9 protein-coding genes and 1 pseudogene are annotated in these 11,640 nt (G+C 70.9%); 7 read left to right on the forward strand and 3 right to left on the reverse strand.

The window, feature by feature from the left end; all coding sequences use genetic code 11:
• Nucleotides 1-17 precede the first annotated feature (17 nt).
• Nucleotides 18-1,331: an MFS transporter gene (locus tag ACZ5WG_RS39985; RefSeq protein WP_468729563.1), complete on the reverse strand. Its 1,314-nt coding sequence runs from the start codon at nt 1,329-1,331 to the stop codon at nt 18-20.
• A gap of 195 nt (nt 1,332-1,526) precedes the next feature.
• Here ACZ5WG_RS39985 and ACZ5WG_RS39990 point away from each other — a divergent pair, with 195 nt between their 5' ends.
• The 4 genes and pseudogenes from ACZ5WG_RS39990 to ACZ5WG_RS40005 form a co-directional block, all read left to right on the forward strand.
• Nucleotides 1,527-3,521 carry an alpha/beta hydrolase family protein gene (locus ACZ5WG_RS39990; RefSeq protein WP_468729564.1) on the forward strand — a complete coding sequence of 665 codons (1,995 nt, stop codon included), beginning with the start codon at nt 1,527-1,529 and terminating at the stop codon, nt 3,519-3,521.
• Complete coding sequence (locus tag ACZ5WG_RS39995; RefSeq protein WP_189998590.1) at nt 3,518-3,700, forward strand: hypothetical protein; 183 nt, start codon at nt 3,518-3,520, stop codon at nt 3,698-3,700. The genes ACZ5WG_RS39990 and ACZ5WG_RS39995 overlap by 4 nt, the downstream gene beginning before the upstream one ends.
• An 81-nt stretch (nt 3,701-3,781) precedes the next feature.
• Nucleotides 3,782-5,083 (forward strand): cytochrome P450 family protein, encoded by a 1,302-nt coding sequence (locus ACZ5WG_RS40000; RefSeq protein WP_468729565.1) that lies wholly within the window; start codon nt 3,782-3,784, stop codon nt 5,081-5,083.
• 188 nt (nt 5,084-5,271) lie between these two features.
• Nucleotides 5,272-5,625 (forward strand): annotated as a pseudogene (locus ACZ5WG_RS40005) (LacI family DNA-binding transcriptional regulator); the annotation flags it as partial.
• A gap of 150 nt (nt 5,626-5,775) precedes the next feature.
• On the opposite strand, the gene ACZ5WG_RS40010 reads toward ACZ5WG_RS40005, so the two are convergent.
• Nucleotides 5,776-6,354, reverse strand: coding sequence for a hypothetical protein (locus ACZ5WG_RS40010; RefSeq protein WP_468729566.1), 579 nt, complete (start codon nt 6,352-6,354; stop codon nt 5,776-5,778).
• A complete protein-coding gene (locus ACZ5WG_RS40015; protein ID WP_468729567.1) occupies nt 6,351-6,689 on the reverse strand; it encodes a PadR family transcriptional regulator in 339 nt (112 codons plus the stop codon). Before ACZ5WG_RS40015 ends, ACZ5WG_RS40010 begins: the two co-directional genes overlap by 4 nt.
• Before the next feature lie 760 nt (nt 6,690-7,449).
• On the opposite strand from ACZ5WG_RS40015, the gene ACZ5WG_RS40020 reads away from it, so the two are divergent.
• Genes ACZ5WG_RS40020 through ACZ5WG_RS40030 form a run of 3 tightly spaced genes read left to right on the forward strand, consistent with a single transcriptional unit; the run spans nt 7,450 to nt 10,572 of the window.
• Complete coding sequence (locus ACZ5WG_RS40020; RefSeq protein ID WP_468729568.1) at nt 7,450-8,559, forward strand: Mu transposase C-terminal domain-containing protein; 1,110 nt, start codon at nt 7,450-7,452, stop codon at nt 8,557-8,559.
• A 3-nt stretch (nt 8,560-8,562) separates the two neighbouring features.
• Nucleotides 8,563-9,345, forward strand: a complete 783-nt coding sequence (locus tag ACZ5WG_RS40025; RefSeq protein ID WP_468729569.1) for an AAA family ATPase — start codon at nt 8,563-8,565, stop codon at nt 9,343-9,345.
• A complete protein-coding gene (locus ACZ5WG_RS40030; RefSeq protein WP_468729570.1) occupies nt 9,346-10,572 on the forward strand; it encodes a hypothetical protein in 1,227 nt (408 codons plus the stop codon). It abuts the gene before it with no gap.
• Nucleotides 10,573-11,640: the final 1,068 nt, after the last annotated feature.

An 11,640-nucleotide genomic window follows, 5' to 3' on the forward strand; every position in this document is an offset into this window, starting at 1 on the left:
CTTCTCGGAAGACCAGGTCAGTCCGGGTCCCCGGTGGCCTGGAGGCGGCGCAGGGCCAGGATCAGATTGCCGCTGCCGAACGTCGCGAGCGCGGCGACGCCCCACAGGGTCGCCGCGACACCGGCCCGGTCCAGCACGGCGCCCGCGGCCAGGAAGCCGAGCGGCCCGGCCAGGGTGCTGATCGTGACCACGGCCTGCAGCACCTTGGGCCCGAAGCCGTCCGGCAGCCGGGCGGAGAGGAGGCCCATCAGCGGCGCGTTCGCCAGGGGCGCGGCGGCCGATGACAGGCCGACGGCGACGACGAGCACGCCGGCCGGCACGGGCACCAGAAGCGTCCACAGGGGCAGAGCGACGCAGACGAGGGCCGTACAGGCGAGTCGTACGGGGGCGACCCGTGCCGCCAGCACATAGGCGACCACCGAGCCCACGAGGCCACCGGCGCCATAGGCGGCGATCAGCAGGCCGCCGACCCTGGCGTCCCCCTCGAATCGGGCGAACGCCAGCACCGGCATGGTGATCATCTGGGTTCGCAGCATCAGCCCGAACACCACGGTGGACAGCATCGCCCGGCTCAGGAACCAGTCGCCGCACAGATGGCGCACCCCCGCCCACAGGCCGCGGGGCCCGGCCGCTGACCCTCCGGCCCCGCCACCCCCTGCCGGGACGCGGCGCAGCAGCAGCAACCCGGAGAAGGCGAACGTGGCCGCGTCCAGCCATATCACCGATGTGGTCCCCACCAGCGGGATCAGCGCGCCCGCGAGCGCTGGTCCAACGAACGCCGAGCCGTTCGTCACACCTGCCAGCGCGCTGTTGGCGCGGGCCAGAGAGCGGACGTGCGGGCTCAGTAGTTCCATCGCCAGCACCCGCTGTGCCGCGTGGTACGGAACGGCCAGCGCCCCGAGCGCCGTGACGATCGCCATGAGGACGGCCAGATTGAGCGCGCCCAGGGTTTGCAGCAGCGGGATCAGCGCCACCACCGGAGCGCGGGCGAGATCGGAGATGACCATGGTCCGGCGGGCGCCCAGGCGCTGGATGACCTCTCCGCCCGCGAAGCCGAGCAGCGCCATGGGCAGCACCTGGCCAGCGAAGACCAGGCCCGCCCGGGTGGCCGAGCCGGTGGTCTCCAGCACGAGCCAGGGCAGCGCGAGCATGGTCATCTGGGTGCCCAACGCCGTCACCGCGCCGGCGACATAGACCGCCGTCAGCGCACGGCTCGGTCTGCTACTCGCTGTGCCGTTCGGCGCTCCGCCGGGTGGGACGGGGGCTGCGCTGGGCCGGGTCGCCGCGATCGTCATCGGGTCGCCCCTTTCTCCTCGGTGGGTCCGGACCATGTGGTCGCCCCCGCACTCTGTCGCCCGCCCACCGTCCGGTGCCAGGGAGGGACCGGCAGTAGCCCACTGCCCGTGCCGCTGCGCTTTCTTCCCTGCCACGCAGCCCGCCCGTCCGGCAGTGTGATGGCCGTCGGAGCCCACCACAGCCAAGGCCACCGGCGGCAAAAGCGGACACCAACGAAGGGAGGGACGGCGATGAGTGGCGATATCGGAACGGCGGTGCACGTCCCGTCCTTCGCCGCCCGCGACGGACGGCGAGCGGTCGAGACCCGGTATGTGGACGGTCTCCCGCAGATCGTGGCCTGGGATCTGACGACGGGTCAGCGCCGCCAGGCGACCACCGCACCGATGGGTGTGGAGACCGCCGCCATCGAGCCGGAGGGCCACGGCCTGTGGTGGTTCGACGGCGCTGCCGACGGTCAAGGCCGCTGGCTGCGCGGGCCGTTCGAGGGCGGGCACCCGCGCCCGGCGCTCGACGGCGTACCGGCCGGGCGGATGCACGGCCTGTCCTTCGACCCCCGCAGCGGCCTCGCCGCCGTCGGCGTCGGGGTCGCGGACCGCTCGCGGTACTACCTCGGCCGACCGGGTGAGCGCGCCCGCCTGGTGGCCGAGGAGCCCGGCTATGCGGCAGTGGCGGGCCTGGCCCCCGGCGGCCGGCTGCTGGCCACCGCGGGGTGCCCGGCCGGACCGGCCGCGGTCCGGCTGTGGTCACCGGCCTCCGGCGTCCTCGTGGACGCCATCCCCGGCGCAGCGGGGGACGGCGACGGCGGCGCGGTGTGGGCGCTGGGCTTCCGCCCGGACCTCACCACCGCACGGGCGGAACTGCTGCTCGTCCTCGAACGCGCGGGCCGCTACACCCTGGCTTTCTGGCGGCAGGGCGAGGGGATCCGTACGCACGGTCCCGGCTCCGCCCTCGACTTCGATACGGAGATCACCGCCTGCTGGTACGGGCCCGGCCGCACGGCGCTGGTCCAGCAGGACCGGGCGGGACGCAGCCGCCTGCTCCGCGCCGACCTCGACCGCGGTACGACGACGGTGCTTCCCACACCCGAGGGCACGATCATCGACTTCTCCTGCGCACCCGACCGCACGGTCCACTGCCTGTGGAGCCGCGACGGCGAACTGCCCCGGCCACTGATCTCCCACCCGGAAAGCTCGGAAAGCCCGGAAAGTGCGGAGCACCCGGAACCCCCGGAACGTCCCGACCACTCCGACCACTCCGGCCACTCCGACCACTCCGGCCACTCCGGCCACTCCGGCCACTCCGGCCGCTCCACGACGGCGTCACGCGGCACGGCGCCCGGCGGAACGACCGGACCCGGGCGCCGCGAGCTGTGGACACGCCGGCCGTACGGGCAGATCCACAGCTTTGTGGCCACCCCGCCCGGCCGCAGAGCGGACCACCGCCCCTGGCCGACGGTCTTCCTCGTCCACGGCGGCCCCCACACCCACGACCGGGACGCCTATGACGCCCGGACCGAGGCCCTGGTCCGGGCCGGATTCACCGTGGTGCGCACCAACTACCGCGGCTCGACGGGCTACGGCCCCCGCTGGCGGGACGACTTCGGCCACCGGGTCGGCCTCGCCCAGCTCGAAGACCTCGCCGCGGTGCGCGGCCACCTCATCGACACGGGAGTCTCGGAGCCGGGCCGTACCGGCCTGTGCGGCTACTCCTGGGGCGGCTATCTGACGCTGCTGGCGATGGGCGTCCAGCCCCGGCTGTGGGACGTGGGGCTGGCCGTCGCCCCGGTGGCCGACTACACGGCGGCGTACCGGGCGACGACGCCAGCGCTGCGGGAGGTCGACGACCGCCTTTTCGGCGGCACCCCCGAGCAGGTGCCACACCGCTATCGCGCGGCCTGCCCGATGACCTATGTGGGCCGCGTACGCGGCCCACTCTTCCTCGCAGCCTCGGCGGACGACGAGAAGTGCCCTCCGGAACAGATCGAGCGCTATCTCGCCGCGCTGCGGCGCCACGACGTCCCGCATCGCGTCCGGTGGCTCGGCGGCGGACACGACGTGGGCCGTGACCCGGCCGGATACGCCGCCGCCTGGGCCGCCATGGTGCGCTACGCCGACGACACGCTGCGCGCCTCCCCCAGAACCGCCGACCACCGCAACAGCGGGCGGACCGGCTGGCACCACCCCGTCCACCACACCGAAGAAACCGAAGAAAGGTCAACCCCATGAAGCGTCACGGACTGCGCGTCGACCCCATCAGCGCCACCGAGCGGGAGCGCGGGCTCATCATTCATCCGGACACCCAGGCCGCCTTGGACAAGGCGGTCCCGGTCCGGCCGAACGGCCCGGCGCCGGCCTGCACCACCCGCACGAAGAAGGACACGGAGAAGAAGTCCCCTCTGCAGTGAGCCCAGGCAGCGCCGTAGCGGGGTGCCACGCACGGCACCCCGCCGCGGCGCCGGCCGTGCCGGTGAGGACAGGAGAACATCATGACCACAGCTACGGCAGCACCCCGGACGAACAGTCCCCGGCCGGAGAAGCACCGGCCGGACAAGCCCGAGACGACGACGGAACCGCGCCAGAAGCCGCCGACGTTCCTCAGCGACCCGTACCCGACCCTGGCCAGGATGCGGGAATCGGCGCCGGTCTCCGTGCTGCACAGCGACGGCGGCCTGCGGCTGTGGATCATCCCGCGCTACGTCGATGTCCGGGCCGCGCTCTTCGACCGCCGCTTCGCGCAGGACGTGCGGCGCGCCCAGGACCTGGCCGACAGCCGGGTCGAGGGCGTCAACCTGGGCACCGATATCACCCATATGCTCAGCAGCGATCCGCCCGACCACACCCGCCTCCGCCGCGTGGTCCAGGCGGCGTTCAGCCGCAAGCGGGTCGAGGCGATGCGGCCGATGGTCGAGCGCATCACCCTCGAACTCCTCGACGGGCTGGACGCGGCAGCCGCGCGCCACACGACCCGCACCACCATCCCCACGGTGGACCTGGTACGTGACTTCGCCTTCCCGCTGCCGATCCTCGTCGTCTGCGAACTGCTCGGCTTCCCGCCCGAGGACCGCGACCTCTACCGGAAGTGGTCGACCGCCATCGTCACCCAGGAGGGCGACCACGCAGCGGTCCGGCGAGCCGTCCAGGAGATGGGCTCGTACGTCCTGGCCATCGCCGACCGGCGTATCCGCCGCAATGACCGTCCCGCCGATCTGCTCACCGAGCTGCTGGAGGCCCGCGAGCGCGGGGAGCTGACGGACGACGAGATCGTGGGCATGGTCGCCCTGCTGCTGATCGGCGGGCATGAGACCACCGTGAACCTGCTGAGCACCTCCTGCCTCGCGCTGCTGCGCGATCCCGGCCAGGCGGCCTGGCTGCGCGCCGATCCCACCCGGATGCCCAGGGCCGTCGAGGAGTTCCTGCGCTACGACTCACCCATCTGTATGGCCACCACCCGCTTCACCACCGAGCCGGTGGACGTCGGCGGGGTGGTGATCCCGCAGGACGAGTTCGTGCTGCTGTCCCTCGGCGCGGCCAACCGCGACCCGGCGCGCTTCCAGGACCCCGACCGCCTCGTCCTCGACCGCCGGGACGCCGGCCATCTCGCCTTCGGCGGTGGCATCCACCGCTGCCTCGGGGCCCTGCTCGGCAAGCTGGAGACCGAGATCGCGCTCACCGTGCTCCTCGCCCGCTTCCCCGGGATGACCCTGGCCTGCCGGGAGCGCGACCTGCGCTGGCGCAACACGATGATGCTGCGCGGCTTGGAGGCGCTGCCCGTCACCCTGCGCCGCTGACCCCCGCCCTGACCCTGTCGCCCTCACCGTCGCGGCCGGGGCCGGGTCGGTCATGGAGAACGGGACACGGGGTGCGCAAGGTGGAACCGCGCCAGACGTACGGCAGGCGAACGGGCCGCAGACTGACGCCGACCCCCCGATCAGGCGCCCGCCCGGGACCGATCGGGTGCCCTGGGGGTGGGGTGAATATGGTGAAGCGGCGCCCTGGCACCACGCCGACGCTGGAGGAAGTGGCCGCGCTTGCCGGGGTGGGGCGGGGCACGGTCTCCCGCGTCATCAACAACGCGACCGGTGTCAAGGAGTCGACCCGGCGTGCCGTGCAGCAGGCCATCGCCGAGCTGGGCTACGTGCCCAACCTGGCGGCCCGTTCACTGGCGGGGCGGCGCGCGGACGCCGTGGCGCTGGCGATCACCGAGAAGGACTGGCGCAAGTTCGGGGAGCCGTTCTTCTCGGAGGTGGTGCGCGCGGTCGGCGACGCGCTGGCGGACACCTCGGTACAGCTGCTGCTCACCCTGGTCCGCTCGGACGCCGAGCGGACCAGGTGATGCGCGACGTGCGATTTTCAGTGGTTGGCGACAGAGCTTTCAGTGGGTGTTTTTGCTGGTGGGCGGGTTGCGGGGTGTCGTTCTTCTGCTGAAGGCCGGTGTCGTTTCCTGCTGAAGGTCTCGTGTCGCGTGTGTGGGGGTGAGTGGTTAGCGGTGTTCGGGGCAGTGCCTGGTTCCGTACCACCGGTCGAGGTGTTCGTGGGCCTGCGCATCGCCTGTGGCGGCGAGGGCTGCCTGGCGTCGTAGGAAGCGCTTGTAGGTGATCATGCCTGCTGCGAGATAGGTCATCGCGATGCTTCCGGGTATGGCGACGGCGAGGTGCAGGGTGTTGTTGTCCGCAGTGGGCGGGATGCGTTCAGAACACATCAGGCTGGCCATGCCCAGAGGGAAAAGGAGCCAGCCGCGCATCATTTTGGGGCCGGTCCAGAAGGCTGTGTGCGTGTGGACGAGCCGGCGGGGCCATGGGGTTCGTCCGAGGGCCTCGCGCCGCATCCGGAGGGCGGGGGCGAGGAACGTCAGGGCGTAGGTCAGCTTGAGGAGCTTGCCGGGGCGCTCGTCGAGGTGGGCGGTCCATTCTTCTTCGTAGCGCAGTGCCAGTTCGGCGTCGGGGATGCGATGGGCTGCCCATCGGATGGTTCTGCGGGCGAGCCACGGGCTGATGTCGACTGCTTCGTTGACGAGGAGCCCGGCGATGAGCGGGGTGATGTAGCGCAGAAGGTCTATCACGCGATTCCCCATCCGGGGCTGCGCAGGGGGTTGGCCCGTGCGGGGGGTGGGGGGAGTGCGCCACGTCGTTCGAGCAGTACTTCACGTACTCCGGCGGTGCCGTTTGGGGTGAGCCGGTAGAAGCGCTTGCGCGGCACTCCGGGGGTTGGTTCTGCAGTCTCCCAGCTGCTCTCCAGCCATCCCGCTGATTCCAGGCGGGCGAGGATCGGGTAGACGCTGCCGGTGGGCTTCTTGGCGGCCTGCGCGATGGCGTACCCGTGGACGCCCTCCTCGGATACGACCAGGGCCTCCATCACGTCGAGCGTGGCCTGCGTGACCTTGAATGGCCTGTCCATAATGGAACTCTAGCTATGTAGAGTTAGGTTGTCCAGGGTTCAACAGGTCCTGATCGCAGGTCCTTTCGAGGGCTGGATCCTGCTCGGAGAGCACGGGCCTGACTGCTTGGCTCGCTGGGGCCGTCACTCGTTGGTGGGGTGGGGTCCGGCGTGTCGGTGTGGGGTGCGTGGCCGTGGACAGCGTTTCGGGGGCGGGGGCGGGGCCTCTGCGGGAGGGATTGATGACTGAAGACGGTTCCGGTGGCTTCAGCGATTGGATGGTGCCGGCTGGTGTGGGGCGGGAGGCGGCGGTCTCGCGGCTGATGGCTCTCGATGGTCGCGGTGAACTCGGTTCTGCTCATGTGCGGTTGACTGCTTCGGCTTTGGGGGTGTCGGAGCGGACGGTGTGGAACTGGGTGGCGGTGGCCCGACGCGAGGGCAGGTTGTCGGCCCGGACGCCTGCGCGGGCCGGTGTGAGCGCGGATGTCCGCGCGCGTCTGGCGGTGTGGGGAGGGAACGTGGCCGCGGTCCACCGTGAGCTGGTCGCCGAGGCGACGGAGGCTGGTGTTGCGGACTCGGTGCCTTCTCTTCGTGCTCTGCAGCGCGCCGTACGGAAGGACTTGTCGGCGGGGGAGCGGGCGGGGTTGAAGGGGGGTGAGGCTGCTCGTCGTCGGTTTGACGTGTACGGCAAGCGGCCGCCCACGGACCGCAACGCGTGTTGGGAGGGGGACCACAAGCGGATCCCGGTACGTGTGGACCTCGAAGGCTCTGCGGTGTGTCCGTGGGTGACGTGGTTCATCGATGTCGCGACGAAGGCGATCGTGGGAGTGGCGGTTACCCCGCATCAGCCGGCGAGGGACGCGGTCCTGGCCGCGCGGGGATCAGCCGCACCGAGCCGTATGGCCCGTTCGGTGGCCTGCCCGGCGTGGTGCGTGTCGACCGGGGCAAGGAGTTCTTGTGCCGGACGGTGGAGGGCGCTCTGGGCGCGTTCACGGTTCCGGTGGATGATCTGCCGGCGTACAAGCCGTACCGCAAGGGCACCGTCGAGGCGCTGAACGACGCGGTGGAGGAGATGTTCCTGGTTTCTCTGCCTGGCTATACCCGCAGGGCCCGGCCGGTCGGTGCTCACCATCCGGACCGGGTGGAGGACCTCTTGTCGTATCCGGAGTTCGTCGAGGCCCTGCTGAGGTGGGTGCGGGGGTGGAACACCGGCCACCATCCGGAGGGTCTCGCGAAGGGGATGACGCCGTTGGCGGCGTGGGAGGCGGATCCGTCACCGGTCGAGGACGTCGCGGAGGAGCGGCTGGCGTTCTTCGCGCTGGAGGACGACGGCCGGGTCCGGAAGATCACCACGAACGGGATCTCGTGGCGGCGCCGTGCCTACATCGCGCCGTGGATGGCCGGGCACGTCGGCATGCGGGTCCGGCTGCGATATCTGCCGCACTACGACGGGCGGATCGAGGTGTTCTCTACCGAGGAGTGGGGCCGTCACCTGGGCAGCGCCTATCTCGCGGAGGCGGCGACGCTGGAGCAGCGTCGTGCGCTGGGTTCGGTCAGGGAGAAGAAGGCCCGCGCACTGAAGGCGGATCTGAAGGCGGCGGAGAAGCTGCGCAAGGCCCGCTACACGGCGACGACCACGGCTGCCGTGCCCCGTCCGCGGCGCACGGTCACTTCCTCTCAGGCCGAGGCGGAGATCGCCCGGGCCAGGGGCGTGGATCTGGCGGCGCGGGCGCTCCCGGACTTGATCCCTCCCCGCGAGCCCCCGGCTTCCTGGGCCCGGCCGGTTGTCCGCCCTCGCCGCGCGGCCGACTCGCGAACGGATGCCGGGCAGGCCGCCGACGGCGGGCCGCCTGGAGCGGCTGATGTACGTGACGACAGCGGGGAGCATTGAGCGATGGTGACTGCTGAGCGACAGGGCCGGCTGCCGCGTGAGCGGGAGGACCACTTCATGCGCCTGCCGGGCGCCCAGGTCGTCTCCACGCGTGCCCTACTGATGGTGCGGGAGAACATCCGTGCCGCGATCGAGGCCAGGGCGATGATCTGTATCTACGGGCAGGCGGGCCGGGGGAAGTCGTTGGCGGTGAACACCTCGCTGCGTGAGCTCGCGCCGAAGCTGACGCGCCGAATCCAGTTCCGCTCCCGCCCCTCGACCCGCGACCTGCGCCACGAGCTGTTCCACGCTCTGGGCTTGCAGGGCCGTCCGCCGGGGCAGCCGATCGAGTTCGACCGGGTGCTGCGCGGGGCTCTGGAGGCGACGCATGTCCTGCTCTGTGATGAGGCGCAGTGGCTGTCGAAGATGTGTTTCGAGTACCTGCGCTATTTGTGGGATGACATCGGCTCGGACCTGACGATCGTGTTCACGGGCGGGGACGGCTGTTTCGAGATGCTGCAGAGCGAGCCGATGCTGGAGTCCCGCGTGTACGCGTGGCAGGAGATCGAGCCCATGCCGCTGGAGGAGGTCCTCACCGTCATCCCGGCCTTTCACCCCGTGTGGGCGGACGCGGACCCGGACCTGATCGCGATGTGCGATGACGAGGCCGCGCACGGCAACTTCCGGGCCTGGGCGAAGATCACCCATCACCTGACCGCGGGGATGAAGGAGTCCGGGCGGATCCTGGACGAGGACCTGCTGCGCTGGTCCTACAGCAAACTGCGCCAGCGCCCGGTGGTGGCCTGAGTGCTGGAGTGCCCGAATGCGCCGCCGGTCACGGTGGTCCTGGACCCGTATGACGACGTGGTCCACACCCGGGCGGCCCTGGCCTCCCACGCCCCGCAGCACGGGCGCCTCACCGTGCACCCGACCCCGGGGACCGACGCGGCCATCGCGCTCGCTTACGACGTCCTTGCGGCCCTGGGCAAGCCCGTTCCGCTGCCCGGCTACCGCCACCTGGACCCGGCGCCGGCCTGGGCGGTCGCGGCCGCCTGGATCCTGGCCACCCCCATCACCCACCTGACCCTGCTGCGCGCCCACCTGCTCACCCCGCACCGCCTCAAAGGCCTTCTCGCCCTGCGCCGGCGTACCGGTGTCCGCCTGGTTCTGGTCTGCCACCACCGCTCCATGCGGGCATTCCTGGAACGCGAACTGCGCCAGGTCGACCACAGCATCGCCGAGGCCTCCGCCCTGCTGCCCGAGGCCGAACCGACCACCCTTGAGCACCAGGCACCGCACGCTGGGCGGCCGTTGGCGAACCGCTGGATCAGCCTGCCCGCCCTGACCACCCTCAAGGCCTTCGACGACGCGACCGGCCCGTGCTGCTGCACCGCGCCCATGGCGGCGGACCGGGACTTCTTCCCGCCGGTCATGCCGCCGGTCACTAAGGCGGAGGTGGCGTGGCGACTCCACCGCGCGACGGCGCACCCCTACTTGGCGGCTCAGCTCGCCACAGCGGCGTTCACCGCGGCTTCCATGACTCAGCTTGCCACCGCGCACGTCCGAGATCTGGGCCCGGACGGCACTACGCTCACGCTTCACGACCAGGGGCTGGGCCGAGGATGTATGACCCACCCTGTTCCCGCCTGGGCCCGTCCTCTGCTGAGGGCGGCCGCTCTCCTCCGGCGGATCGGGGCCGGAACAGGCGGACCGCTGTTCCGCGATCCGCTGGGAGGCGAGGGGTTGCCGTCCCTGACGTCCTTCGCTGAGGACTGCAGGCTGCGCCCGCCCCAGCCGCCGCGCCCCAAGCCGCGCCGGACTCGGAGAGGGACGGTGCCAACTTCGAAGGAGCCTGCGAAGACCATCTGGCCTGTGTGTACTGCCCATTACGGCCTTGCGTGGGCCAGGGCTGAACCGGATCTGATGCAGGGCTGCCCGTATCCGCCTCCGCACACGCGGAAGACCATCGAGCGGCGGAAGAAGGGATGGCTGCCACCGGACTACGGCCTGCGTGCGCTCCAGCCTCCGCGTTGAGGCTCTGCAGTCGTTTGTCTGGGAGTGTCCGGCTGGTGTGCACTTTGGCCGTATCCCTGAGTCTATCTGAGTATCAGAATGAATCATCCACAGCACTGAGGGAGTCTTCAGAGGGAGGCGCCCACCTCTCCTCCTGGCTGTCGGTGTAGAAGACCGTGTCCTGCACTCCTCCTCGGGGAGGAGTGCGGTCTTTGGTTGCGCCTGTTTGGATTGCAGCTTGGGGGCTGAGGCCGATGGGGGTGGCGCGTGCTGGGTTTCTTGCTGGAGCTTGTTTTTGGCGGTCTGCTGACGTGGGGTCATGAGAGGCGCAGAGCCGGGCGGAAGGCTCGGGGTTTCGCGGAGGGGGCGGAGACGGGTTTCGTTGCCTGCGTCCTTGGTGACCGTCCGTACTGCCGGGATGAGGCGTTGGTCTTCCTCTGGGCTACGGGTTCCACGCTTCATGTCACGCCGACGGAGTTCAAGGACCTTCATCGAAGTCCACTTCCCGCGGCGCGGTGGGAGCTGGTTCGGATCCGGTCGAGAGGCCGTACGGATTCCCGGTTGGTGCAGCACGGTTGGCAGGTGGCCGAGTGCCGCGACGGTGATGCTGTGGTGCTGGTCGGGTGCGCCCCTGATTCGATGCGGTATCTGACAGCCGTTTTGAACGCCCAAGGCGTCAGCTAGAGAGATGGCGACAAGGAGGCGAAGTAGAAGACCCGGCCGAGGGAGCCTTACCCGAGCCCCCTGCCGCTGCCAGCTAGCCCGCGTAGCGGGCTGGTCCTGGAGGCGGAGCCGCAAGGGCCAAGGTGGGGGAGCGGAGCGGACCCGCCCAACGGGCCGGAGGCCCGGCCTCCGTGAAACGGGGTCACCTCCCGCGCGGAGCGCGGGAGCCCTGAGGCCAGCGAAGCCGGCCCGCTCAGGTGGAGCGCAGCGGAGCCTGAGCCAGTCCGGAGCGAAGCGCAGGACTCCGGCCCGAAGGGCCGGCCATGGCTCGGAGCGAAGCGGAGAGCTGGGCCCGAAGGGCCCCGGCCGAGCGCAGCGAGGCCGTTCAGTCCTGAGCGCGCAGCGCTCAGGTACCCGCTCCGCGGG

Source organism: Streptomyces sp. NPDC032745, from assembly GCF_055579465.1.

Excerpts from the sequence above, each read along its gene's own strand:
- ACZ5WG_RS39985 (WP_468729563.1), bottom strand. The coding sequence starts at position 1,331 with ATGGTCCGGACCCACCGAGGAGAAAGGGGCGACCCGATGACGATCGCG.
- ACZ5WG_RS39990 (WP_468729564.1), top strand. The coding sequence starts at position 1,527 with ATGAGTGGCGATATCGGAACGGCGGTGCACGTCCCGTCCTTCGCCGCC.
- ACZ5WG_RS39995 (WP_189998590.1), top strand. The coding sequence starts at position 3,518 with ATGAAGCGTCACGGACTGCGCGTCGACCCCATCAGCGCCACCGAGCGG.
- ACZ5WG_RS40000 (WP_468729565.1), top strand. The coding sequence starts at position 3,782 with ATGACCACAGCTACGGCAGCACCCCGGACGAACAGTCCCCGGCCGGAG.
- ACZ5WG_RS40015 (WP_468729567.1), bottom strand. The coding sequence starts at position 6,689 with ATGGACAGGCCATTCAAGGTCACGCAGGCCACGCTCGACGTGATGGAG.
- ACZ5WG_RS40025 (WP_468729569.1), top strand. The coding sequence starts at position 8,563 with ATGGTGACTGCTGAGCGACAGGGCCGGCTGCCGCGTGAGCGGGAGGAC.